General features: G+C 43.4%; 19 protein-coding genes. 6 read left to right on the top strand and 13 right to left on the bottom strand.

Translation table 11 applies throughout. The annotated features are described in order from the left end of the window. Window positions 1-203 precede the first annotated feature (203 nt). From WAE59_RS19415 to WAE59_RS19390, 6 genes are all read right to left on the bottom strand, one after another. The gene (locus WAE59_RS19415; RefSeq protein ID WP_337857642.1) at window positions 204-2,162 is read right to left on the bottom strand and encodes a glycoside hydrolase family 97 protein; all 1,959 of its coding nucleotides are present in this window, start codon (window positions 2,160-2,162) and stop codon (window positions 204-206) included. Window positions 2,163-2,190: 28 nt separating this feature from the next. After that, window positions 2,191-3,159, bottom strand: coding sequence for a discoidin domain-containing protein (locus tag WAE59_RS19410; RefSeq protein ID WP_337857641.1), 969 nt, complete (start codon window positions 3,157-3,159; stop codon window positions 2,191-2,193). A 17-nt stretch (window positions 3,160-3,176) separates the two neighbouring features. Beyond that, a complete protein-coding gene (locus WAE59_RS19405; RefSeq protein WP_337857640.1) occupies window positions 3,177-4,970 on the bottom strand; it encodes a RagB/SusD family nutrient uptake outer membrane protein in 1,794 nt (597 codons plus the stop codon). A 25-nt stretch (window positions 4,971-4,995) separates the two neighbouring features. Continuing rightward, the gene (locus WAE59_RS19400; RefSeq protein ID WP_337857639.1) at window positions 4,996-8,136 is read right to left on the bottom strand and encodes a SusC/RagA family TonB-linked outer membrane protein; all 3,141 of its coding nucleotides are present in this window, start codon (window positions 8,134-8,136) and stop codon (window positions 4,996-4,998) included. Between the two features lie 194 nt (window positions 8,137-8,330). Continuing rightward, on the bottom strand, window positions 8,331-9,353 hold the full coding sequence (locus WAE59_RS19395) for a glycoside hydrolase family 43 protein (protein WP_337857638.1): 1,023 nt from the start codon (window positions 9,351-9,353) through the stop codon (window positions 8,331-8,333). Between the two features lie 186 nt (window positions 9,354-9,539). Next, window positions 9,540-11,141, bottom strand: coding sequence for a DUF6377 domain-containing protein (locus WAE59_RS19390; RefSeq protein WP_337857637.1), 1,602 nt, complete (start codon window positions 11,139-11,141; stop codon window positions 9,540-9,542). A 314-nt stretch (window positions 11,142-11,455) separates the two neighbouring features. On the opposite strand from WAE59_RS19390, the gene WAE59_RS19385 reads away from it, so the two are divergent. Further along, window positions 11,456-11,674, top strand: coding sequence for a hypothetical protein (locus WAE59_RS19385; RefSeq protein WP_337857636.1), 219 nt, complete (start codon window positions 11,456-11,458; stop codon window positions 11,672-11,674). 69 nt (window positions 11,675-11,743) lie between these two features. Here WAE59_RS19385 and WAE59_RS19380 read toward each other — a convergent pair whose 3' ends face one another. The 5 genes from WAE59_RS19380 to WAE59_RS19360 form a co-directional block, all read right to left on the bottom strand. Next, entirely contained in the window at window positions 11,744-12,457 is a 714-nt protein-coding gene (locus WAE59_RS19380) for a hypothetical protein (protein ID WP_337857635.1), read from the bottom strand. Window positions 12,458-12,487: 30 nt separating this feature from the next. Further along, on the bottom strand, window positions 12,488-13,981 hold the full coding sequence (locus tag WAE59_RS19375; RefSeq protein WP_337857634.1) for a RagB/SusD family nutrient uptake outer membrane protein: 1,494 nt from the start codon (window positions 13,979-13,981) through the stop codon (window positions 12,488-12,490). A gap of 26 nt (window positions 13,982-14,007) precedes the next feature. Further along, window positions 14,008-17,295, bottom strand: coding sequence for a SusC/RagA family TonB-linked outer membrane protein (locus tag WAE59_RS19370; RefSeq protein ID WP_337857633.1), 3,288 nt, complete (start codon window positions 17,293-17,295; stop codon window positions 14,008-14,010). Between the two features lie 344 nt (window positions 17,296-17,639). Then, the gene (locus WAE59_RS19365) at window positions 17,640-18,821 is read right to left on the bottom strand and encodes a FecR family protein (RefSeq protein WP_337857632.1); all 1,182 of its coding nucleotides are present in this window, start codon (window positions 18,819-18,821) and stop codon (window positions 17,640-17,642) included. Between the two features lie 35 nt (window positions 18,822-18,856). Further along, complete coding sequence (locus tag WAE59_RS19360) at window positions 18,857-19,468, bottom strand: RNA polymerase sigma factor (RefSeq protein ID WP_337857631.1); 612 nt, start codon at window positions 19,466-19,468, stop codon at window positions 18,857-18,859. 635 nt (window positions 19,469-20,103) lie between these two features. On the opposite strand from WAE59_RS19360, the gene WAE59_RS19355 reads away from it, so the two are divergent. Beyond that, window positions 20,104-20,754, top strand: coding sequence for a hypothetical protein (locus WAE59_RS19355; RefSeq protein ID WP_337857630.1), 651 nt, complete (start codon window positions 20,104-20,106; stop codon window positions 20,752-20,754). A gap of 34 nt (window positions 20,755-20,788) precedes the next feature. After that, the gene (locus tag WAE59_RS19350; RefSeq protein ID WP_337857629.1) at window positions 20,789-21,220 is read left to right on the top strand and encodes a hypothetical protein; all 432 of its coding nucleotides are present in this window, start codon (window positions 20,789-20,791) and stop codon (window positions 21,218-21,220) included. 261 nt (window positions 21,221-21,481) lie between these two features. On the opposite strand, the gene WAE59_RS19345 is transcribed toward WAE59_RS19350, so the two are convergent. Further along, window positions 21,482-22,285, bottom strand: a complete 804-nt coding sequence (locus WAE59_RS19345; RefSeq protein WP_337857628.1) for a glycoside hydrolase family 16 protein — start codon at window positions 22,283-22,285, stop codon at window positions 21,482-21,484. Between the two features lie 97 nt (window positions 22,286-22,382). Continuing rightward, entirely contained in the window at window positions 22,383-22,592 is a 210-nt protein-coding gene (locus tag WAE59_RS19340; RefSeq protein WP_337857627.1) for a hypothetical protein, read from the bottom strand. A 263-nt stretch (window positions 22,593-22,855) separates the two neighbouring features. Here WAE59_RS19340 and WAE59_RS19335 point away from each other — a divergent pair, with 263 nt between their 5' ends. From WAE59_RS19335 to WAE59_RS19325, 3 genes are all read left to right on the top strand, one after another. After that, window positions 22,856-23,587 (top strand): tyrosine-protein phosphatase, encoded by a 732-nt coding sequence (locus WAE59_RS19335; RefSeq protein ID WP_337857626.1) that lies wholly within the window; start codon window positions 22,856-22,858, stop codon window positions 23,585-23,587. A 106-nt stretch (window positions 23,588-23,693) separates the two neighbouring features. Continuing rightward, complete coding sequence (locus tag WAE59_RS19330; RefSeq protein ID WP_337857625.1) at window positions 23,694-24,503, top strand: polysaccharide biosynthesis/export family protein; 810 nt, start codon at window positions 23,694-23,696, stop codon at window positions 24,501-24,503. 20 nt (window positions 24,504-24,523) lie between these two features. Beyond that, a complete protein-coding gene (locus tag WAE59_RS19325; RefSeq protein ID WP_337857624.1) occupies window positions 24,524-26,905 on the top strand; it encodes a GumC family protein in 2,382 nt (793 codons plus the stop codon). The last annotated feature ends 11 nt before the right edge of the window (window positions 26,906-26,916 follow it).

The following is a 26,916-nucleotide window of genomic DNA, read 5'->3' as shown; positions in this document are numbered from 1 at the left end:
TAGCATGTTCGTAGATCCTGAAATAAATTCAGGATGACGTACGTACCTTTTCGGACATCCTCATACTGCCAATTTTGCTTTTTATTCCTGCAACTTTGATGTTTTTCTGCTGTAAAAAAATGCAGAATGAAGAATCTCCAGTTGAAATCAAATATTGTGGTCAATGATCTGCCTCCTGCGATCGCTCGTTCCTTGACCAAAAACTATTTCAAACTGGCAGCCCAACCTCCATTATGTACCATCTGGATGGTCATTTTATCGCCTTTGCTAACTGTCTTTGTCTTACGGACGTAATCCATATCCTGGCGTCCGGCATTTATCCCGTCTTCGAAGTAGGTCATGGTATAACGCTTACCTGCTTCCAAAAAGTCAAAATCCAGTATCACTTCTCGATTTTCTTCTTGTCCATTGACAATTCCCCCGATGAACCACTGTTTTCCGTTTCGTTTTGCCACAACAGCAATTTTGCCTACATCGGCTACTAGGGCCTTGGTCTCATCCCAGGTTGTTGGTACGCTGGTGATGAATTCGGTACAATCAGCATTCCGATAGTATAAAGTCGGATTGTCACACAGCATAGACAAACCACTTTCAAAAACGACATACATGGCCAACTGATTGACACGTGTGCCGATAGCCGCAGCGTTGGGGCGCTCTGCACGATAAACATTGGGCTGCATGTTGATCATGGCACCTGGTGTAAAATCCATAGGCCCTACGGCATTCCTGATGAATGGCAAATAGGTACTGTTGTCGGGCCTGCAGTCTCCCATGTACTCTAAACCGCGCACACCTTCATAGGTCAGTAGGTTCGGGTATTTATATTCCAGTCCGGAGGGTTTAAACGCACCATGAAAATCTACAAATATCTCGTTTCTGGCTGCCTCTTTGACAACATCCTCATAGTACTTGACCATCCACTGATCGCTGCGGTCCATGAAATCTATCTTAACCCCCTTGATACCCCAGGTATGAAAAGTCTCAAACAGGTCCATGTGATGATGAACGGTCAGCCAGGTCAGCCAAAGAATGATACCTACATTTTTTTCTTTACCGTAACGGATCAGTTCCTTCAGGTCTACTGCTGGGTTAGGGGTGTAAGGATCTGTAGTACTTTTTGCCCAGCCCTCATCCATAACGATATATTTCAGCCCGTATTTTGCAGCAAAATCAATATAGTATTTGTACGTTTCCAGGTTGTAACCCGACTTGAAGTTTACATCCGGACCGTAAGGCGCAGCGTCGTTCCACCATTCCCAGCTGGCCTGCCCCGGCTGTAACCAGGCCGGATTCCCAATTACACTTTTTGGAGCCAATTTGAGTGTCATGGTATTTTCCAAGAGCTGCTTATCATCCTCTGTAATCAGAAAATAACGCCATGGAAAATTACGCGTACCAGAGGTTTGTGCGATGTAGTCGGCCTCTTTTAAGATTTTCTGACTTCTGTCACCATCTGGCCCGAACTCCAAAGGTACTTTGGGAAAGGTTCCTACAGCGCCATTTCTACCATTTCCTTTTAAAAATAGTCCGGGATAATCTGACAGGTCAGATTCACTGATCAATATTTTGAATTTTTGCCTGGTATCGATCAATACCGGGAGCGTGGACATCCGATTATCGGATGTCCAGCTGGAAGATGCGACCTGGCTGTACAATTCTTCAGAGGAAGTTTTAAAATGACCGGTTTGCTGAAGGTGGAGTGCATACTCAGCTGGGAAATTGATGCTGAAATCTTCATTCAACACCTGGATATCCCCTTTCCTTTTCGTACTAAACCGATAAGCCAGGCCCTCATTATAAGCCCTGAATTCAACAGCATAATTACCCTTAAACTCCAAAAGCAGGGAATTGAATGTACTTTTTACGCTGGAGAACTTCAATGGCACCTGAGGCCTGATGGTCTCTTCCGATTTCGACAACTTGCTGCTGACAAGTTTCGGATTGATCCCCAGCGCAGCGTCCGACAAATGAAGGGCCAGGTGATTGTTGCTGAGCAAGGGCTGCCCCTCTGCCATTATACTGTAATAGATTTTATCGCTGATGGCAATGGACACCTTCAGTTTCCCGTCAGGAGAGGAGAGTGTCTTCTTTTGTGCCATCACATGGCCCGCGACTAGCAATATTAAAATTAAACAACAGATTTCTTTATTAATTCTTCTCATGAAATGTTTTTTGTAGGTCGTATCTTGATTAAAAGGCACCGATTTCTGCCATATTGGAAAATTCTTTACTATGGTTGGTGACGATAACGAATTTGAGGTAGCGGGCCTCCACAAATTCAGGCAACCATATTTTTTGAAGCGATTGTAAGGCCTGTAACTGAATATCTGCAGCCTTTTGCCAAGTTATATTATCCTTGCTGTAGTGGATTTCCATCAGGTTGGCCTTGCCATCGGCACCACTGGCTTGTCTTTGGATAAAATTACAACCATGAACCATCTTTACGCTGCCCATATCTACGGTAATATAATGTGGCAATACGGCACCATTGCCCGTCCATTGTGAATGCCAGAAGGTATTGACATTGTTGTCAAACGCAAATATGGCCCTGCCGTTATTGGGTCCCTCCCCACTGGATTCCTGAGAAGAAAATCCAATCACCGTCCAGCCCGAACGGTCGTAGTCCGGATATTGGCTGATGTCGGGCTCTGACCTCAGTAAATAATACGTGGTTTGCAGATTGGCATTGATCTTATAGTCGGAACTGATGCTAATGGGAACCAGGTAATTTTTAAACAGCTTCAGGGCATTGTTGCCGTTTGTTTTGATACGCAGCTTAAGCGGTTCGGTGGCCAGCGCTCCTTTCCTGATGGTGGCGTCATTGGCACTCAACACGACCGAGCCCGCAGGAGGCAATTCCAGTGTGGTCTGGTTCGCAGTATTGTAAGCGGCTAACTTATCGGCGTCCAGGTAAAAAGAAACTTTGATGTCGGATTTGGGATAGCCCCTTCCGCCAACATTGGCGCCATAAATAAGGCTCTGCTCTTCTTCCTTCATCACCAGTGTTTTGCTGACCGGCCCATTCACAGCCTGCGGCATATAGATTTGATCATAAATTGATTCATCCTGACTGGGCAGATTGATCTCATCTTTACAACCCTGCAGAAAATAGCACATTCCAGCTAGCAGGAGTAATTTTTTGTATGTTGAACTTTTCATTTGATTGTATATTTAAATTACCAGGAAGGATTTTGAACGATCATGCGGTTTCTGTCGATTTCATATTGCGTGATTGGCCACCAATAATAAGCTGGTCTGAAGAGGTGTGGCGTAGTCGTGGCCACCCGCTTAAAGAAGTTGTTCCCGTCTTTGCTGACATCCATTCCATGCAATACACCCATTACCTGCGGGGCTATCTTCCATCTCCTGATGTCAAAAAAGCGGTGTCCTTCGTAGGCAAGTTCTATTCTGCGTTCGGCACGGATCCTGGCCCTGGTCTGGAGCTGATCAGCTGGGACCGGCACCTGATTGGCCGCAGACCCATATGTGGGGATACCGGCACGTTCTCTAACCGCATTCAAATACTTGAGTGCATCGGGATCACCATAAGCAAACTCATTGAGCGATTCTGCATAGTTTAAGTATATTTCTGCAAGTCGGTAAAGGATGAAGACCCTGGATTGCACCTGTCCGTTTCCTCCGGAACCTATGTTGGTTTGCGGGCCTACATTTTTGCGAACCAGGTAACCTGTTTTGGAGAAGTCGGTCGGATGCCCGTTTCTGCCATTGGGGCCACTTGCAAAAAAGCTGATGGCGGCCGGAGCATTCATGGTTCCCCCTTGCCATCTGCTGTTGTGGTAGGTCACACCATGGTAGAAGCGCGGCTCACGGTTCATATACATGTTGTAAACTTCAGCACCATTGACCGTAGTAAAGCCAGATTCCGTGTACAGTGGTGATTCAGCCGGCAAAAGACCATCAGCCATGAAATAGGCATCTACCGTTTCCTGAGTTGGCCCGACTCCGCTCCATCCTCCGGCCTGTCTGGGCATGCAGTGTACATCCCATTGTCCCAGGTCATTGCCTTTTCTCACAAAGATTTGTTCCGTATTCCAGCTGTTGAAAAATACGCCATCCAGGGACTTGAGGGTGTTGCCCGCAGGATCTTTATACAGGGAGTAGATCCCCAGATCAATAACTGCCTTCGCAGCATCTGCAGCCCTTTTCCATTTTTGGACATCGTAAGTCTGGGAGATGAGGGCTTTGCCGTCCTGGTTTCGGAAAGCAGCCAAATCCGTGTTTCCATTGTACAATGGACTGGCAGCATACAGCAATAGTCTTGACTTCACTGCCAATGCAATTCCTTTGGTGATCCTACCGTATTCCGCATCACTGGTCTGGCCATTGCGCTGTGGCAATAATGGAAGTACCTCCGCAGCCTTGTCCAGTTCGCTGGAAACGTAGTTGACACAGTCGTCAAATGGGCTTCGTGGGATCTGGAGTGTAGATGCCGGCGCATCGGGAGGGATTACCTCTTCTCCAACCAGTACAACCGGGCCATATTGCCTCATCAGGAGGAAGTAAAAATACGCCCTCAGGAAACGCGCCTCTGCCTGGTACTGGTCTATGAGCTGCTGGCCATTCTGAGTTCTGATTTCTATGTTTTCATTGATGTGCTGCATGAAAAAGGTGGCAGATCTGATGCCCTGGTAATAATTGCCCCAGCGGTCGTACAGCACATTTGAGGGATTTAAGTTGCCTGTATTGATTTGGTATATGCCATTGTTCGTCCAGGTCAGGTCAGCTTCATCGGCAGCACCTATCCAGGGCGTAGAATTGATGGGGTGTGCTTCATCAGGTATGAAACTGTATACATTGGCGAGGAATTGTTCAGAAGATGCTTTTTTTCTAAATACTTCCTCTATCGTGATTCTATCGTTGGGAACTTGTTCCAGAAATTTTTTACAGCCGGTATGCAGGGTGCTGAGTAACACAGCTGTGATCAGTACTAATTTGATATGTCGATTCATTGTTTTGTCTTTAGATGTTAGTGGATCAAAGTGAGCACCTCAAACCCAGATTGTAGGTCTTTAGTAATGGATATTGTGAGCCTCTGCCATCGCCCAGTTCTACATCCCACATTTTAAATTCACTAAATGTCAGCAGGTTATATCCTATGGCGTAAATGTTTAGGTTGGAAACCCCAATTTTGGACAACCATTTCTTCCCTGAAAAGTTGTAGTTCAGTTCCAGTGTCTGAAGGCGCAGGAAAGATCCGTTTTTTGTCCACCATGAACTGCCCTGATAATTCATATTGTCGCTGCCATAGGTGATGCGCGGATAGAGTACATCACTGCTCGGATTTTCCGGCGTCCAGCGGTTGCTGACTTCCTTAAGCAAGTTGCCGCGCTCTCCTCCTAGGGCAAAAGGCTGGAAGCCATCTCCATTCAGGGAGATGTCTACTTTACTGATGCCCTTAAACCAGGTGGCCAGCGACCAGTTTTTCCAGTTTATGGTAGGTCCGAAACCGTAAACGATTTCCGGAATACTGCCATAGCCAATAGGGGCCTGGTCGTAAGTGTCTATCTTACCATCACCATTCAGGTCCTTGTATTTGATGTCGCCTGCTTTGTTGACCCCTGTTTGATATGGACTGTTGGCCACCTCATCATCAGACTGGAATAAGCCTTCCGCGATATAACCAAAACGCTGGCCTAGCTTTCGTCCGATTCGCTGTTGCCATGGGAAAGGATAGGGCGCATTGGCATCGTCAATATTGATCGCCCTGTTCCAGTTGATATTTCCTCTGATCCCTAAACTGAGGCTTCCCAGTTTCTGCTGATAGTCGACGGTAGCATCTATACCAGTATTGCTTACTTTACCCAGATTGGCATAGGGCAGATTGGCCACCCCCACAGCGAGCGGCATGTCTCCACGCTGTCTGAAGATTCCGGACCGGTTTTCCCTGAACACGTCAGCAGTGATCGAAAGCGCGTCTTTCAGCGTTTTTAGTTCTATACCAGCATTGTATTTAGTTGCCCTTTCCCAGGATACATCCACTGCATAATCACCGAAATTGATCCCTCCGATGTTGTTATTGATGTTGTTTTGTCCATAATTGTATCCGCCCTGCCCGGTAATGGTGCTGATATAGGCAAAACGTCTGCCACCGATATTGCTGTTTCCGACTGTGCCATAGGAGAACCTGAGCTTTAGTAAAGAAAAATCATCTTTTGCGTTTTTAAAGAAAGCTTCCTCGGAGATTACCCAGCCCAGTCCAAATGAAGGAAAGAACCCAAAGCGCTTCTTGGGTGCGAATGTCTCCGAGCCGTTGTATCCAAAATTCAGTTCAGCCAGGTATTTGTTGTCGAATGCATAGGTCGTCCTTCCTGCAAGGCCCATGTACCTGAAAGGGATGGAGCTGATAAAATCTGAGGCAAAAGCCTCTACGCGGTCAGACTGGTTGTAGAGCAACATCGCGGTAATGTTGTGCTTGTCTACCGTCTTCGTGTAGTTGATGGCGCTTTCGAGGTAAAACTGGCGGCTTCCCCCATTGCTGCGGTCATAGCCCAAATAATTGGTACCGACCTCAGTTTGTTCAAAAATGAGTTCTCCATCAGCATTCCTGCCGGTTGCCAGATAGCCATCTACAGTTTTTGTCCGCGCCAGGCGATGGGTGTTGTAATTATCGAATGAATACATTCCAGTGATGGATAAGCCTTTTGCGATAAAATCGAGGTTTTGTGTCAGTCGCAGGTTGCTCCACAACTGATTTCTGAACTCGGTCACATAACCCGCTTGCGTAAGGAGCGTATATGGATTCAATATGGTAGTGGTTCTTATTTTTGGGAATAGCCCATTTGAGTAGCGGTCGGGGATGGTAACTGGTGTCATTAAATAAGCCGCATTGAATATGCTGCCCGTGCCAGATCCCGGATAATTGCCATTGCTGATCCAGCCTGACAGACCAAAGTCTACCTTGGTGGTCTTTGTGACATCGAGGGTCAGGTTGGAGGTAAAGTTGAACCTGCCGAATTTCATGCTGGAATTGTAATTGGCCAGTTCATCTGTTTTGAACATCCCGGTTTCATCATAGTAGCCAACGGAAAGATAATACTGAGCCTTGTCGGAGCCACCATTGGCATTCACTCTTGCCCGGCGATTCTGACCAGTTGGGTTTAAGATCACGTCCATCCAGTTTACATTGGGGTACAGATCGGGGTCCGACTGTGCTGCAGTCGCGGCAATCCGCTCGGCAGAATATCTGGGATTGGGATCATTGGGGAAACTATTTCTGTATCCCTCGTTGGCAATATTGAGGTAAGTGATGCCATCTGCAAACTGTGGCAAACGCGTGAATTCGGTCATTCCCTGATCATATTGAACGTTCACCGCTGTTTTACCTCCCCGTCCTTTTTTGGTTTGGATGATGATCACGCCATTGGCTCCCCTCACCCCGTATAGCGCTGTAGCAGAAGCATCCTTCAGGACACTAAAACTCGCAATATCTTCCGGGTCGATGTTATTGAAAGACCTTTCTACGCCGTCGACCAAGATCAGCGGTGAGCTGCTGGTAAAGGTAGAGATACCACGGATATAGATCTCGGCATTATCGTAACCCGGTTCGCCGCTTCGCTGTACGCCGACGATACCAGCAACCCGGCCAGCCACTAAATTGGAAATGTTGGCCACTGGCTGCTTAAGGTCGGCCACTTTAAGGCTGCTCTGTGCACCTATGGTGGTCAGCTTTTTTTGTGCCCCAAAGGCCACGACCACAACTTCATCCAAGTTAGAAGATTCTTCCTTTAAGACCAGGTTTATTCGGGTCTGATCCCCGATGAGGATTTCCTGGCCGATATAGCCAAGCATTTTTACCTGCAAGACATCAGTCGCGGCTGCCGCTATTTGGTAGGCCCCATTTGTGTCGGTGGTGGTGCCATTCTTGCTGCCCTTGATGGTTAAGGAAACCCCCGGTAAGGGTTTTCCTACCGAATCGGTAACCCGACCGCTGATCTGCTGCTGAAAGCGATAAGCCGATGGGCTGGCCGGAGCCGAAAAACCATCAGTTCTGCTGCCTGCTGTCGCGGTTAAATCAAATGCAAGCAAAGTGCATAAGATCAAGAGGGAAGCACGTTGATTGATCAACCGGTATTTGTACCGGTTGATCAGGTGGTTTAATAGAAGTTTTATTTGCATAATTTATGGATTGGTTTATGGATTGGTGTGTGAATTTGCGCAGGTCAAATAGGCATACGCGATCCATCTCGCCCTCTTTTGGAAGGCACAGTATGGAAAATCTGCTATTGAGGCTTATTCAGCTATGGGACAGGGGATCATGGTGTTGATACTTGTGGGCGTACCAAAATTTGGAGAACCGTCGGCATTCCAGTTCAATTTTTGCATTCTGGAACTTCGTGAAGGTTGGGCTGGTTGGCCTCGTTTCTTGCATGGTAGACAAACCAGTGCTCGGTCTTGGTCATACCTGTCGCATCGGTCTTGCTGCTGGTAAAAAAACCGTTGTGTCCGGGCCCATAAACTCCATTCTGATCACTTTTGGCAAAAACCTGCTTTTTGTTGATCCAGTCTTCGGCAACCAATGGATTTCCTCCGGTTTTCAATTGAATCTGGGCAAGACAATAGTTGTCGCTTGTATATCGGCTGGCGGAGAAAATGATGAATACCGGACTATTGGCATCACGCTGCAAAACTATAGGTGCCTCATTGACACCAATACCCATGGAGGCCGGCTCGTATTTTTCCCATACCTCTGTAGGCGCAGATATCTTCACCCTGCCTCCGCTGATGGTCCAGGGGTTTGACATAGGGGCAATGTAAATGGATTGTTTATATTTTTCTGAAGGATTGTCCCATCCGGACCAGACCAGGAATCTTTTGTCGGCAATGGTCAATATTGTTCCGTCGATGGCCCATTGGTCATCGGCTGCATCAAATATGCGGCCTTTATAGATCCATACTCCTTGCGTAGGATCCGGATTCGCGTTTTCCAGAACGAACATGCGGTTACTGTCATTTACTCCACGTTCCGCAGCTGCAAAATACAGATACCATTTACCATCGAGGAAATAAAGCTCCGGAGCCCATATGTCGACAGCATAAGGCGTATTGGGCGCGGGAGTCCATACAATTTTGTCTACGGCATTGTTAAGCTGGGACATTGCAGGTGTTTTTGCAATGGATATATGTCCACCCCTGGTCGACAGGAAATAATAATAGCCATCTTTTTGGGCAACAAAGGGATCGGCATGGTCCCCGGAAATAATGGGATTTCTGAAATATTTGACTCCCTGTGCAGGAGGGTCAATGGCAGTAGTGCTTTGATCTGATTTTTTCTTACAGGCGGGTGCAAGCAAATGGAGCGCAGCAAAAAACAAAGCGAGTAGCATTCTTCTCATACGGATTAATATTTGATTATTGCAAATATAGGGACCTATCGCCGCTGAGCGCAGGTCGCTGGATGCGTATGAAAAATATCAAGTCCGCTTATTGTGTAAATGTCTTTTTAACAAATACTTATGTTTGTTTGTGTCGTGAATTATATAGATCCCATATGCCTTTTTTTTACCCATTTAGGCGGGATATCAACGCTCATCCGTGAATTTTATACCCATAACCATGTGTTCAAATGCTTCAGGTTGTAACGTTGACTTACTTCTGATTCTGGTTTTGTAGGTGTATACCGTATTCTCGGTAAAATCCAATATTCGCCCGATCGCCTTGATGTCAGTGACCCCGAGGCGCATCAAGGCATAGATCCGTAGGCTGGCTGTCAATACCTCTCCTTCTTTAAGAAATATCTGCTCTTCGGGCTTTAGCAATGCATTGAATGCAGTTACAAAATTCGGGAAAAGGGTAACGAACACTTTATCTAAGGTCTTGAACAGGTTTTTCCTTTCTTTCTGGATCGGTATGTCTGCCAGCATCGTGACCGCTTCCTCATATTTTCCGGTTTTTATTTTATGTTGTGCTTTGCGCTTTACATTTTCCAGTGTTTCAATATGTAGAGAGCAAGTATTTAGAAACAGGCCTATTAATTCCTCTTTGATTCTTGAAGATTCCCAAAGTTTACCGTTCAGTTCATTCAGTTCCTTATTGTTTTGCTGAATGATCTGCTCGTTCAGCTTAATACGGATCATTTGTTTGCGAAGTAAGACCAGCTGAATAACCAGTACAACAGCAACGATCAGGAAGATCCCGATGCCTATCCAGAGCATGCGCTTTTCATGGTGCTCTTCCGCGATCAGTCCGTTTACGATTAATGGAAGTATTGGTTCGATCTGTGCGGCGCGGTTTCGTGTGCCATAAAAGGATGCATTTTTTAGTGCTTCGTTCATGCAGAGATAGGCATCACTATTCCTGTCCTGTTTAAATAGCTCCTGACCAAGTAAAAATATCGCAAAAGTTTCCTTTATGGAGGATCGGAGATCTTTAATCGCTGCAAGTGTCAGCAGCATGAGTTTGTCTTGGTTGCTATATGCAAAACTTACCCTGGTTGCCAGCATCGCTATCTGATGATCTGTGAACTTGTTATTGTTGAGGTATTTGTAATAAAATTCTACCGGAGGTTTTTTAGGGCCTTCGGAGAACGCCAGGTTGATCGTTTTTTCCGTTTCATCAGGGGTTAGCATCGCCATGGCCTCATCGTAGTCTCTTTGTCCTACTGCGCTATAGCGTTTTGAGAAAAAGGCATCATTATTATAGGCGCTGATCTCTACATTCAAACCCGAGCGCAAAAGTAGAAACTCATACCTGTTGAGCTTAGTGAAATGCGCTGTATCCATTGCAGAAAGGGATTCAAATGCCTCTTTATAAAATCCGGATTTGACCAGCAATGTTGTAAATGCTTTCTGACTCTGAAATAGGTTTTCCCGATCTTCATATTTCTTGGACAATGCAATCATCTTGTGAGCAGTAGCGATGGCTGAGTCAAAGCGAAATGCGCTGTACTCACCGAATAGTTTTGACAGTAAATCGAATTGTGGCCGAAACCGGTCATTCGGAGCTGCGGACAGGGCTAGCTTTAGTTGCTTAATTTTGTTTTCTTTTTGTTGCACGTAATACTTGTCTTTAGCAAGGTCATGCTTCAAAACATGCCATAAACTGTCTGCTATGTGACCATTTGAATATCCCGAAATGGCAGTAAACAGCCATAGGATCGTTAAAAATATCTGTCTTCTTATCATCCTAATACTTTAAAAAAATAAAACCCTGGAAAGATAAAACTACGTAAAAAGGACAGCTATCCAAAATGCTATGGTGTTGGATGGCTGGATTTTGTACGTTTTGTTTACATTTGAAATGTAATCTGATATGGATATGGAAGGAGTACGTTAATTCAGTATTTTCATTATCTGGAACGGGCCAAATTGATTCAGCAGGTGTATCTTGAGGGCAAAGGAATGGGAGTAATAGAGAAACCTTCCAAGGTTTTGCTGGATAACCCAAATCTGTTTGAAGCCTTGTCCTCTAGCCCTTCAAATACCGGAAGTAGAAGGGAGTGCTTTTTTTAAACCAATTTAGAAATACAGGACATACCGTAAGTTTAGCAAAAGCGGGTGATTTTACGGTTGACGAGATGCATACTTTCGAGGTTGGAGGAGCAGATAAAACCTTCAGGCAAATCGCCGGCATTAGTAATTCTTACGTCGCCGCAGATGATCTGGAAATCGGGTCCGGCAATAAAATTCCGTTGTGGTTGTTTGGCTTGATGTATTGAGGTAGAGTCTGTTTTAAATTACCGGCTTGGAAAGGGTTAAGTCTGAAGACTTAACCCTTTAATAAACCTCTAATAATTTGACATGGCATAAACCCCAAATGCATTAGCCCCGGTAGTCGTACCCACCTGTCCTTTGACGACTAAAGTGATGCATTTAAACCGTGAGGATGCAATGCTGATCACTCCGCTTGCGGGCAGGGTATAGGTGGCCAATACAGTTCCGCTTGAGTTTTTGATCTGGAAGGCATTTGATCCTGTGGGGACTGTTGTTTTTAGCGGGAGTGTAGTGAATGCGCTCAATTGCTTGTAGGCTAAATCGCTAAAAATATTTGCCGCGGGGGCCGAAGCAAGAGCTAGGCTCAAAGCCGTGCTGCCCGGCGAACAGTTGACTACCCTCACCCGGATGATGCTGTCCTGACTGAAAGGTGGAATTTCATCTTTGACAAATACTGCCTCTGGTGCCGTAGCTGTTCCAGTTAAAAATAAGGAATAGATCCCTCCATTGACAATCTCGCGCGACTGATCGTAATACGATACTGAAGGATTATTCGTAGGGTACAACCTGATGCCAGTGCTTTGGCTGGCATTGAGCTGAAACAGCTTGTAGCCATTAACGGTAGCGCTGTCCCTTACATTGGTATTCAATTTTACATTGTTGCCGCTCAGTACGGCATTTGCCACATTTAAAGAGGCCAGTGCTGAAAATTTGGGCATATCCTTTTCACAGGAGGCTAGCAAAGCCAGTGAAAATAGCCCAATGATATATTTAGTGAATGAATTCATGATCTGATTTAAATTAATTGAACAATGGGGTTAGTAACCGGGGTTTTGATGCCCAACCAGCAATGGACTGCGGTCAAGCTCTGCCTGTGGAATCGGGTATAAAGCATAGGCACTGTTCCAGTTATTCGGCGTAGAAGAAGCCGTTACTTTCAGCGGTGTCACTGCATTCATCACTACATCTATAGTTCCCGATCTTCTCAGATCCAGCCAGCGGTGTCCCCACTCGGTAAACAATTCAGCTTGTCTTTCCTTCAGCACTGCTGCTAAGAGATCTACCTGAGATAATGTGGCAGGTATTGCCGGTAATGGATTTGGAACAGCTGTGGTCTGCGCAGCACGGGCACGGGTTCTCAGTGCGTTCAAATCTTCTGCCGCTGCAGCTCCTTTTCCAAGCTGTGCTCTAGCTTCTGCGCGGATCAGGTACTGTTCCGCTAACCTAAGCATCATGGAGTATTCAGCCGTTGCTGTGCTGGTACTTCCGATTTTATATTTTGTGGGATAGAAATAGCTTAGTCCGGAGGCCGTGACGGATCCTACCCAATAACCTACTGTGCCGCGAAGATCGCCGGGACTGAAAGCCGCCATTTGCTGGCTGCTCAGGTAAACGGGATTGGTGGTGTTGGGCCCCGAGGCAGTTAGGGTAAATACCCTGCCTTCAGCAGTATTCGCCAGCGTAAGCGTACCTACCGGTTGTGTAGACCAAATGGTTTCCACACTATTTTTCAGGAAAGCCTCGTTCAATGCCGGCAATCGGTATAAGCCAGTATTGCCTATGACCGCTGTCGCCTGCTCTTCTGCTTTTGTATAATCTCCTGTGTAGAGGTAACAGCGTGCCAGCAGCGCTGTAGCTGCCCATTTGTTTGGCCGTATACGTTCAGTAGAAGAAGCCAATAAGGTCGCGTCCACATAACCTTCGCTCAACACTGCCTGAGCTTCAGTAAGGTCGCGGATCATCTGTTGATAGACCTGTGCTATGGGCGTACGTCCGATCCGCTGGTTTACCGTAAAATCGTGAGACAAAGCCAAGGGTACATCGCCATATAAGTTGACCAGATAAAAATACATGAATGCACGGGTAAACTTCATCTCGCCGAGTAATTGCTCCTTTACCCGGGCTGTGAGTGTGGTCGACATATTCAGGCTATTGATCGCTACATTGGCATTGAAGATAAACGAATAGCACTGTACCCATGGTGTTGCGTTTGCTGGCGTAACCGCGTTTTGATAATATTTTAGCAAGTCGTCGTAACCAGATGTGGATGGGGGATAGTTGGCAAAGAATGTCAACTCATCTGCAGATAGCCCGGCCCTAAGCCCAATGCTTTTAAAGGGATCAGCAGGGATGTTCATGTTGCTAAAAGTAGCATAGGTATTGGTAATTGCAGCAATGGCAGTAGCATCTGCGGTAAATGTTGTTTCGTCAGTCAGCAGGTTTTTGGGCAAACCTCCGTCAGTCAGTTTTTTGCAGGCCGTGCTGAAGATCATCAAGCCTGTGAGTATAGTTAGAGAAATTCTTGATTTCATGACTTTAGGTTTTAAATGTTGTTAATTTACAATCCCAGCCTCGCACCAAATGTGAAGGTTCTGGATGCCGGGTAGCTCGTGTTTGAATTGAATTCTGGATCCCTGCCGTAATAATCACTAATCGTCAGCAGGTTTTGTCCCAGTACAAAAAGAGCCGCATTTCTCAGAAATACTTTCTTCGCCCATGTCTCCGGTACTTTCCAGGAGAGGGATGCGTTGCGCAGTTTGATATAGGAAGCACTGGTAAACCCGGCATCATTATACAAGTAGGAATTGTTAAATGAAACGCTTGAACTGGTCGTATATAGCATCCGTTCTGCGATGTCCCCGGGATTTTGCCAGCGGTTTGTGACAAAATCCGGCTGATTGTTTGCCACCGCACCAGCGAGTGTTGTGGTAAAATATTCGTTTTTAGCTTTCTTGTTCATGAACTGAAACAAAAAATCGAAGGACAGGCTTTTATAATTGAAGGTGTTCTGAAAACCTCCGTAAAACTTAGGGTTTAAGTCGACGGAAACATAATCTGTTGCAGAATTGGGGTTCATTGTCGGGTTTCCTTTGCTGTCCGCATATACGTACTGTCCGGAAGCCGGATCTACCCCCAGAAAATGAAACTGTCTGCTGATGTTTACCGATTCTCCGATCACCAGTCTTGATGCATAAGATGAACTTGCCAGGTCAGGAAAAGACACCAAAGTATTCTTCGGGACCGTCAGGTTGAAAGCACTTGTCCAGCTCAGGTCCTGTGTTCGAATATTTGTACTGTTTAGCGCAAACTCCCAGCTGGTATTGCGCACTACAGCAGGAAAATTACTGCTTACCGTACCAAAGCCACTGGAGTAATATGGAACGAAATAGGATAGCAGCTGATCCGTGGAGCGGTTATGGGCATAATTTACCTCAAACAGCAAACGGTCTTTGAAGAAGCCTGTTTTAAGACCGAAGTTAAGTTTACTGGTCTCTTCCCAATGTAAGTTTGGTGTGGCTATACGTGAGAGTGAGAGTACAGGAATGGTTTGATAAGTCCGTGCAGATGCGCCATAAGTAGCAAAATATAAGTTGTCACCGATCTGGTCACTACCACTAGTCCCGTAGCTTACATTGAGCTTTCCGAAACTCAGCCATGGCAGACTTTCTTTTAAGCCTGCTTCCTCCGTAAATATCCAGCCTGCACCTATGGCCTGGAAATTGTGAAACCTGTATTCAGGACTAAAACGGCTCGTCCCATCTCTACGGATGGTATAATTCAGCAAATATTTGTTTTGATAATTGTAATTGATCCTCGCAAAAGCTGCGCTATATTTATAGGCTGTTGACACCGTTCCGGCACCTTCAAGGGTAGTCGCGCCGATGATGGTCTGCATCAACTCGTCACTGACATAACCGGAGGCATTTACAATCTGGCCCTCGCTTTGGTTCTGCTGTGCACTGGCACCCAGCAAGACATTTAACTCACCCCAGGCCCTGTTCAGCTTATAGTTCAGTTGCGGCTCCACGATCCAGCTCCTGGTTGCGTTATTGGCAAATTGAGATGCCCGGCTTACAAAAGGCCTCACATAAGGCTGATAGCTGGATAGCGGCGTGGTGACCAGTTCGTTTGAGCTGAGGTCGTTGTACCCCAGGTTGGCCTTCAGCTGGAGGCCCTGGATGATTTCGTAGCTCAGGTCTGCATGTGTCACCAGGTTACGGGTCTTATTGATGTTGATGGCGGAGAGGGATGCCAGTGGGTTGTTGCCATATAGATAGGAGGAAAGTCCGGCAGCATCCAGTGCAAAATTCAAGGTTCCATCTGCATTGTATAGGGAAGGCGCATTTGGCGACAATGCCGGAACAATAGCTGCCACAAAATTGGTGGAACTGGGAAGGGTATTGTTGTCATTGAGGTAACTGCCCCCAAACTGGACCTGGAATTTGCGGTTATTTGAGCTGGTATTGATGTTGAAATGGCCAGATGCTTTCCCATTTCGGAAATCGCCGGGCAGGAAAGAACCCTGATGGATGTATCCGCCACCAAGGACATATTGTGTGTTCGCATTCCCGCCGGAAATGCTCATCTGAAAGTTGGAAAATGAGCTCTTCTTGTCCAGTACCTCTGATTGCCAGTCGACATTTCGATTGTTGTCGTACCCATAGAGGTTCAAAATATCGTAAGCATTGGCAGCAGTTGCTGCTGTGTTGGTATTTTTAAGGGCTTCTCTGCGCATTTCTAAGTACTGTTCGGTACTTAGTTTATCAAATCTATTGGTGAAGGCACTAAAGCCGCTTTGCAGGTTGAAATCTACTTTGATCTCACCGGCCTTTCCACGTTTTGTCGTGATCAAAATCGCTCCATTGGCGGCACGGGAACCATAGATTGCCGTAGCATCAGCGTCTTTGAGTATGTCTATACTCTCGATATCTGCCGGGTTTATAAAACTTAGCGGGTTGCCGGGTGTCCTTCCTGAGTTACCAAGATTACCGCCATTGAGGGCGGTGGCCAGCATTTGTGGCGGGTATGGCACGCCATCAATCACATAAAATGGATCATTTCCATTAGAAATACTGTTTTGTCCCTGCACACGCACGGTAACGCCACTGTTGGGATTACCATTGCTTTGCGAAATTTGCAGGCCGGGAACCCTGCCCATTAAGGCCAGCAGGGGATTCGCAACAGGCTGGCGCTCCAGGTCTTCTGCTTTGACGGTGCTGATGTTTGAAGTACTCAATCTTTTTGAGGTGGTGCCGTAGGCCTGGATTTGTACTTCATCCAGTTTGCTGGTCGCCGTTTTCAGTACCACATTGCCCATGCTGGTGCTGGCTTTTAGCTCCAGGAGCTCATAACCCAGGTAGCTGATCTGAATGATAGCTGATTCTGTGATGTTCCTGAGCGTAAATTCACCGTTAAGTCCCGACACGGTGGTGTTGGATTTTCCTTTAACTTTGATGGTCGCTCCGGGTATGGGAATGCCAGTTTCATCCAGTACTCTGCCGTTGACATCGATTTCCTGAAATTTTTCAACTAAGCGTTCCAAATATGATTTTTCTTTGGCTTTCAAAATCACCGTTTTGGAGTCCAGCACGAAGCTCAATGGCTGTGTACTGAATATTTGTTCCAGCACGTCAGGCAAGTCTGCATTTTTTACTTTTATCGTCACTGGTCCGGCAGTTTTGAGCAATTGTTCTGCATAGATAAAATCATAGCCCGTCTGTTTGCTCAAACTGGCCAATATAGATTTTAAGGACACTTTTGAAGTAGATAAGTTCACCTTTTGTGCAAAGCCGGCGGCACTTACCTGCATGAAGGAGGCTACTAAGAGTACGATGGTTAACCGCATAATTAATATGGTCTTATGGTATATCGGTTGGCATATACCAGGATTCTTGATCCGGATTCGAAACATTTTGTCGTTAGGTTTTTAAAACTAAACTCATTTTAGTCCACGAGAGACCCTAACGATTGCTTTCAAAAGCAATTATCATTAAGTTTGTTTAGTTTGGTTTGAGCAGCACCCTGACTTTCCAGGGCTGAGGTGCAGCTGTATCAGTTGATTATTTTCGTTGACAGGCCAACTGACCAGGAGTTTTGCTCCTGGTCTTTTTTTTAAGAGCCCTGTCCGCTCTTCGGGTATGATTACAGTCGTAGTTTTTTATCCATAGCTTTTGGTTTAGTTAACATTGTTTATTTGTGTACGTAGACTTTATGTCCTTCCAATTTAAAGTGGACACCTCCTGTAGTTTCCAAAAACCGGAGCACGCTGGACAGGTTATTGGACCGTGATATTTTGCCTCCAAAGCTGAGCTCGGGTAAAGGTCCGGAATAGGCCACTTCTATATTGTACCAGCGTTTCAGCACGCGCATCACCGATTGGATGTCGTTATCTTCAAATATGAATTTATCGTTTTTCCATGCTGTGGCCATTTCAGTATCTGCCTCGGCAACAGCCAATGCGCCTGAATCATTTACAATAGCTTGTTGGCCTGGCTGAAGCAGGGATTTGTTTTTTGAGCTGCTGATTTCAATACTTCCTTCAATTAAAGTTGTTTTGCGGTCCGGTTCATCAGCATAGCTGTTGATGTTGAATACTGTCCCAAGTACCTTGACCTGCTGGCCATTGCTCTCCACAATAAAGGGATGGGATTTGTCTTTAGCCACTTTAAAATAACCTTCACCAAGCAGTGTTACCTTTCTGGTCAGGCGCTTGTGCATATCGGCCTGGAAGGAAAGCTTAGAATCGGAGTTTAGGTATACCTGCGTGCCGTCGGGTAAAGTGAATTCGTAGGTTTGGCCTTTGGCTGTACTGGCGGTTAGTTGACCTCCTGAAATTAATTCAGGAACTCTCGCTGCGCTTGAGAGGATAGCGCCATCATCATATGTCAAAGCTGTTCCGATCAGGACACCTTTCTTGGTGCTGTCCAGCTGAATTACCTGACCGTTAGCCAGCGTGATGGTCGCTCCCCTGGTTCCCGGGGCGATGTCACTGAGCTCGCTCTGCTGCGCTCGCCCTGCCGGGGAGCCGGGATGAGGGACTGTAAAAAACCACAGGCCAAATACGATGGCTGATACCGCTGCTGCGATGGAAATGCGCTTCCAGATCAGGCTGGAACTTTCGAGCCTGATGGATTTGTCTCCCTGGTTAACTGCAGTCATCAACCTATGGTGTAACTTCATTTTAGACAGCTCATTTTGCAGGGGGAGCTCATCTGCAGCGTCCATCTGAAGAGCAGCATCTTGTAATAAAGCAACATCCCATTCCTCAAGGAAAGTACCTGCTTCCAGGATAGCCAGTACTTTGTCCAGTTCTTCGCTGCTGCATTGGCTGTTTAGGTATTTATGAAAAAGTTTGATGATGTCCTGGTTCAAAATGCTGCTAATAAAAAGGTATGCTTTTATAACTATTACTTCCGGGCGAGCAAAAACATCCAATAGCAAATGAAAAAAAATAAAAATATTTTTCCGGTATGCTTCAAGAGGTGTGCTCTTATCAATTGAAGCGCCTTACTGATGTGTTTATTTACCGTGCTTTCGGTTACATTGAGTGCCAGTGCTGCCTGCTTGTAGCTCATTCCCTGGATCCGGCAATATAGGAATGTCCTTTTCACCTGGGGGCTAAGTTGATCAATGGCCTCATTGACTAAGTCCTGACTTTCGTTGTATTCCAGCAGGCGCTGGGTGGACTGATCTTCTTCTCCGGCGTAGCTCTTGATTTCGGAAAGGATAGCTGCTTCTAGCCTTGCCCGCTTCAAAAGACTTAAAAGGGTGTGTCTGGCTACCACGAAAAGGTAGGGCTTAAAGGGCTTGGAAGGATCTACATTATTTCTGCCTTGCCAGATTTTCAGAAAGGTGTCATGTACCACATCTTCGGCAAGAAATGGAGATCGTGCTGCCCGCTGCACGTATTTAAGAAGGGCCTCACTATAAAAATAATACAACACACTTAAGGCTTCCTGATCCCCGGATTTGAGCCGGAGTAAAATGTTGTGTTCATTATCAAGTGTATGGTCCTTCATCTTGCTGCGCAAATTTACGCAATAGTTGCCCGTTATTCCAGATAAAACACTATCATAGGTTGAGTCTTCAGACTTAACTGTATATTTTATGATCTCTACTATTTAGTAATTTCTTGTTGAATTTTTATCGCATATTTTCCGGATGCTGATCGGGCCAACCCGCACAATGTCCGCAGAGTATCCGCAGAATAGCCGCATAATAGGCGTTAATTATAAGTTAACTTGTCTTATCCTTGTATAGCTTTTTTAGGAATCGACAAATACGGATTAGACTAAGGATACAGCTCCACAGGCCTAGGTCTTTGCTAGGTCTTCGTTAGGTCTTAGTTAGGTCTCTGGTTTGTCTGTACACCAACCAGAGACCTAACTGACAGCAACCAGAGTCCTAGATAAAGCCAATGTGTGTAGAGTAGTAGTGTCTGTCTTATCCGTATTAAGCTATAAAGTCTTATACGTCTATAGCTTTACAGTTAGCTTTTTTAGGAATCGACAAGTGGAGACCAAGGTGTATGAGGCAGTACTGTCAACCAAATTTGATGACAAGTCAATATATCCCATTAATGAGCGTATTTATTTACTAATTTTACATCCCTGGTAAATATGTAAGTTTAAATTTCGTAATTAAAGCCGATATTATGATGCAAAGAAATCTTTTATTAAGCCTTTTATTAATCGTTCTCTTGTCTTGCCATACAGATCGTAGAGAAAAACAGAAAGCAGAAATCAAGCCTGATACCGCTGCCGTTGTAAAATCGAATCAAAGCCCTGAAAGTAATTCAGAACGTGGAAAAATAATCATGGAACTCAATAAATTTAGTGATGCGATAGCAAAAGAAGATAAAACTGTCTTCTTAAGTTTTTTTGACTTTCCATTGGCAGATAGTACTGTTAATTTTTTTGAAGTAGATAGCATTTTCGATGCCGAACGCGGCGTAAATAATGGTGCTATTACTAAAAAGATGTTCGCCAATTCGTTTAAAACGATTTATGAAAAAACGGATATGATTGAATTAAATTACTTGTTTAACCATTTGAATACAAATGATTTGGAGAAAAAAGATAGAATTAGTTTTGAGCATAAAGTGAAAGATGAGGGCTGTTATCACCTGTACAGTATTCAAATTAAAAACAATGAAATCAATATTTCTTATGGTACAAATTCAAACGATGATTATAGAAAGGCACATCCTGATGAAGAAGAGATCTGTGATGAATATGCGCAAATGTGGACTTTTAAATTTGAAGATCATAAAATGAAGTTTCTTAAACACAGGATAGCAGGATAACGATATGAAAATATAAACTAAAATTTATCGAAATATGACTCGCGCCATCTTAACACTATTATTTTCTATTCTTTTATTAAAAGCGTCTGCACAGACGGGAAAGCTATACAGGGGTACGATTAATAAATCAATTAAAGTAACCTTATATCTGCAAGGATTGGATGAGGGTACGAATGCTGATCCGATTGTGGGCAGCTATAAATATGATAATAAAAATTCCTACCTGCTGCTTAACGGTTACAAAAATAGCAAGGGGAACGTCGTTTTAGTGGAACAGGGATCACCAAATTTCTCAGGCGTCTTTTTAGGGACGCTTCTTGGTAAAATCTTTAAGGGAAGGTGGGTATCGGATGATCACAAAAAAAGTTATTCATTTGAACTCGTGGAAGCCGTTATGAGTTCGGAGCATGCCAAAAAGTTCAATGAGGCGATCGAATCAAAGGCCGCACAGTTCCGCAGTTATTGATGTTTATATGAACCAAAAAAATGATCATTTGCAGGATCTGTATTTTCCAGTAGGAGAGGTGATCACAAAATCCGGATTGCCGACGTCATAGATCTTATCAATTATGATTACTATTATATCGCAAGTGAAACTTGGGTTCAGACAGTATATCTTTATTGTTAAACGCCTGATACCTTGGAGGTTCTTGGTGTAAGAAATATACTTTTAGAATTTTGAGCTAAGTGTTTGATACTGATTGTGGTAAGAACAACCTTTAGAGATTTATTTCAGACTATATGCTCTCACGTAGTCTATCAAAAAGCGTTGCGGAAATATCGAGTCGTCAACCGGTCCTCCCCAAGTGCCACCAACTGCAGTATTTATCATTAGATAAAGTGGGGCCGAAAAAGAATCTTTATAAGCTGTTGATGGGGCAGAGATATTAAAATAACATAAGTTGTCTACAAAAAATCTGACATTTTCGCCTTTCCGCTCCATCGCATAGATGTGATATTTATTATGTAGGTTCTTTACTGTTGTTTTACTTCCGCTAGTACTGTGTCTATCGGGTTTAGTTGATATAGCATCCCACCAATGCATGTTTGCGTGTATCGTATTGGGTGTATGCCCTACGAATTCCATGATGTCAAATTCTGCACATTTTGGCCATTTCATCTCCTGGATATTTGTTCCCATCATCCAGATCGCAGGCCAAATACCTTTGCCGTACGGAAGCTTCGCTCTTATTTCAATCCTGAAGTCACCTTCGAAATCAACCTTTTTCAGTGTATTGATACTTGCCGATGTGTATTCAGCATTTTTATGCCTTTCTTTCCTCGCAGTAATAATTAAGTTGCCATTTTTAACATTTACGTTTTTATAGTCAGCCTTTGTATAGTATTGCTTCTCCTGATTACGGATAAAGCCAGTTTCGTAGTTCCACTTTTTAGCGTCAGGTAAACCAACATAATTAAATTCGTCTGACCAGATAAGTTTTCGTTTTGTTGATGTGTATGACCCTTGTGCTAGGGACAACGTGTTGGCAAAAATGCCAATCAGAATAGAACAGTAGAAAAGGTAGGCCATATTGGATTTTCTTATTTAATAACTCATTGCCGTGGGCTAATGAAATATAAACCTATGAATTTTACTTGGAGATTTGGTAACCAACCATGTTCTTATACTACTTGGGTTGGTTTAGCTCAATTATATATTTGGCTAGTGTAGCGGCAATATTGTACATGCCTTTGTCGCTGGGATGATACGCAACACCTGCTGCAGAAGTTCCTGCTTCAGCTATCGATCTCCATATTCCATTTTGTCCAAGTACTTTAGTTTCTATTGTATTCTTATTCTCTTGTATTTCTTTTGTAGTTGTAATAGCGAGTGCCAATTGTAACAACACTTTTCAATATCTTTATTGTTAAACCCCTGATACCTTGGAGGTTCTTTGTGTACAAAATACACTTTTGAAATTTTAGGCTAAGTATTTGATACTGATTGTGGTAAAAAACCAAAAAAACTGCTAGAAAAATTAACATTAACCTAATATTATTGCATTTCTTTTTCGTAATTTCGTTTCGAAAATTGATATTAATTGGTCTACCACTGAAAAATAGAGGTTTTATTAATGACAATTCAAATTTAAATCGCCACATGTTCTCATTTTTCAAGAAAAAGCCACAAGTAACGGACATCAGTTGGTTGGGAGTAGACATGCATTCCCACCTACTACCAGGGATAGATGACGGATCACCGGACGTAGCGCAATCCGTCGCGTTAATTACAAAGCTGAATGCTTTGGGGTTCAACAAATTTTTATGTACCCCTCACATTTTTAAAGAGCTTTATCCGAATACTTGTGACACGATCAATCCAGCGCTTGCATCTATTGAAGAGGCGCTGGAAAAAGCGAAGCTGAATGTAGAAATCGGCGCAGCAGCAGAGCACATGGTCGATGAGAATTTTGAAATAGGGGATGAGCTGATGTGCTTGCCAAACAAGCATATTTTGATAGAGATGTCCTATCTGAATGAAACGCCAAATATAGAGAAGGTTATTTTTGATCTGCAGATCAAAGGCTATAATGTAATCCTGGCACACCCGGAGCGTTATACCTTTTATCATAAAGATCATGCGCGGTTCCACCGTTACAAGGACATGGGCGTATTGCTCCAGTTGAACTTGCTTTCGGTAACCGGATATTATGGCAAGGAAGTGAAGCGTACGGCAGATTATTTGCTAGAGCACAAGCTTTACGATTTGGCAGGAACAGATTTGCACCATGATAAGCACCTGGATGCCCTGACTAAAGCAGTAGAAAGTGGGTACCTGCATGAGAAATTGGGTAGTTATTCCTTCAAAAATAAGAAATTGTTCAATTCCTAGGCGGGAAATACCTAGGAACGGGTATGTATAATGTATATTTAAAACGGTAAGTTTGCCAATTAAAGTAATTTAAATTAAAAAGTTAAAAAACACCTTATCAATACCTATGAAGAGACGTTTGAGTAACAGAAAACTAATCAATTGTTTTATACTGGTGGCAGGATTGCTGCTGGCATCGTGTGAGACCACGAAAAAAGTCGCTTATTTTCAGGATATCAGCGCTGCACAGCAATCTGAACTGTCCAATACCGCGAAGTTTACTGAACCGGTAATCCAGTCCGATGATATCTTATCAATATCTATATTTACGATAGATCCAACCACAAATATGGTTGTGAACCAAGTAGGAAGCCAGGCAATAAGCACAAGCACGGGTTCTACGTCAGCCTTAGGTGCTACTCCCCCTACCTCAGGGTTTTTGGTAGATAAAAATGGAGAGATTGATCTTTCTGTTGTTGGAAGAGTTAAGGTCACAGGCTTGACGACTTATCAAGCTAGAGATTTAATTAAAGAAAAGGCAGCTGTTGTCTATACTAATCCGAATGTGCAGGTGCGCTTTGCAAATTTTAAAGTAACAATATTAGGTGAAGTTGCCAGACCTGCCTCCTATGTAATTCCTAATGAAAAGGTCAGTGTTTTAGATGCTTTAGGACTTGCTGGTGATTTAACCATTTTTGGTAAGAGGGAAAATGTCACGATAATTAGGGATAATGGGGGTAAGAAAGAGTTTGCAAGATTGAATCTGAACTCTAAAGATATTTTTAACAGCCCATATTACTATTTAAAGCAAAATGACGTTCTCTACATTGAACCTAATAAGGGTAAAGCTGCTTCCTTAAATACAGCGAGAGCTCAGACTTTTGCTTTGATCGGTACGGCTTTGTCTGTATTAATTGTTTTAATTACAAGAATCTAACATCCCCTACTCTAAAATAGATGAATACACTTTTTGAAGATAAAGAATCACGTGAAAGAAAGGACGTTGTAGACTTTAGACAGATCTTGGGTCGCCTATTGGCTAATTGGTACTGGATTGGGTTGTCGTTATTTATTTGTCTTTGCATATCCTTTCTATATGCGAGGTATACTACACCAAATTTTAAAATATCAGCTAGACTATTGGTTAATGATGAAAAGAAAGGCGGTGGTTTGATGGGAGGAAATGATCTACTCGGGAATCTCGGTGGATTATTTGGGACTAAGAGTATCGTTGATAACGAAGCTGAAATTCTTAAAACAAGATTTTTAATGGAACAGGTGGTTAAGGATCTAGATCTTAATATCACTTACTATAAAAATGCGCGAATTAAGGATGTTGAGATTTATCAGGCTCCAATTATAGTTAAAGTGGTATCTCCAGTTGATACAATCAGAGGAGCCAATGTCAATGTAAAGTTTCTAAAAAATCAAGAGTTAGCTATCTCTACAGAATGGCTTGACACCAACGTAAGAGTTGGACAGCCTTTTCTAATTCCAAAGGTGGGGATAGTGAAAATTGAGCGAAATCCTACAAAATCAGATTTAATGGAAGAATGTAGTTTTTCCATTATGTCGATTGATTCTAGAGTTGCTCAACTGATGAGAGATTTAACTGTTGAAGTTAAAAATAAGCAGATTACAATTATCGACTTAACTCTAGTTCAGCCTATCGCAAGGAAGGGGGAGGTGATTTTAGCGAAGTTGATCGAAAAATATGTGCAAGGAAATTTAAAGGATAAAAATGAAGTTGCCGATAGTACGGTGAAGTTTATACAAAATCGTCTAAGTTTTATTGGTAAAGAACTCGGAGATTTGGAAGGTGACATTCAAGGCTTTAAACAGCGAAATAATTTGGCCGATATGACAGAACAGTCGAAGTTGCTGGTCCAAACTACTAGTCAGTATGTCAGTGAATTAGCTAAGATTGAGACCCAAATTAGTATCTTAAAAAGTTTGCAAGATTACCTGAGCGACAATTCTAAAAATAAGAGAGTATTGCCTAGTGCCTTAATTCCTGCCGATATGGTATTCAATGGTGCAGTTGAAAAATATAATGAATTAACGTTAGAACGCGCACGTAAGCTCATTGGAATTACTGAAGCAAATCCATCGATAATTCTAATTGATAAAGAGATTGCTAATGCTAGGGCAGATATAGAATCTAATTTGGCAACAACATTAGACGGATTTATTATTACTAGAAATAAAATCACTAGTCAAATGAAAGCTGCTGAGTCACAAGTAAAGGAAGTTCCCTTGATAGAACGATCTTATTTAAATCTTTTTCGTCAACAACAAATTAAGAATGAACTGTATATTTTCTTGATGCAGAAGAGTGAAGAAACAGCAATATCGAAAACATCAAATATATCAAATTCAAAAACTATAGATCCGCCGAAGTCGGAGGTTAAGCCTTTCAGTCCTAAAAAATCTATTATCTATTTATTTGGAATTATTGCTGGTTTGTTAATACCTGTTGGAGTAATTTATCTTCAAGATTTGTTGAATGATAAAATCAAGACAAAGGATGATATTTCAAAAATTACTGATGTTCCAATTATTGGTGAGATTAGCCATAACGAAGAAAATAACAATCTAGTAGTTGCTAATAGCTCAAGGTCTGCAGTATCTGAACAATTCAGGGCTCTAAGAACCAATTTGTCTTTTTTCCTTAAAGATGGGACACAGAGGGTAATTTTGGTTACCTCGAGTATGTCTGGAGAAGGTAAGTCCTTTGTGGCAATAAATTTAGGCAACATTTTAGCTTTGTCTAATAAGAGAGTTCTTCTTATGGAGTTAGATTTGAGGAAACCTGGTTTATCTGCCAAGTTAGACATCAATAATAATCTTGGCTTTACAAATTATATTATCGACCTAAGTTTGTCAGCAAAAGATATAGTAAAGCCGGTAAGTCTTCATAAAAATCTCTATATCGTAAGTTCTGGGCCGATACCACCAAATCCCGCTGAAATGCTTTTGAGTGATAGGACAACTATTCTGATCGATGAGCTAAAGCAACAGTTTGATTATGTTATTATTGATGCTCCACCTGTTGGAGTGGTAACAGATGCTCAATTGATTTCGCCTTATGCTGATATTTGTATGTATTTGGTTAGACAAAATTATACTCTTAAGCACCAACTGAATATTGTTGAGGATCTCTATCAGAATAAGAAGATGAATAAAATAGGTATCGTCGTAAATGATATCCAGTCAACCAGCGGTTACGGTTATGGTTATGGTTATGGCTATGGCTACGGGTATGGCTATGGCTATGGCAGTTATGGTAGTAATGAAGTTAAAAAGACAAGCCTTTTCAAAAGAATATTTAAAATTTAAACCCTTATAAT

Source organism: Pedobacter sp. GR22-6, from assembly GCF_037402555.1.
In the GTDB taxonomy this organism is placed as follows: Bacteria; Bacteroidota; Bacteroidia; order Sphingobacteriales; family Sphingobacteriaceae; genus Pedobacter.
Note: the sequence above shows the minus strand (reverse complement) of the source record. Positions and strands in the feature narration are given on the sequence as shown.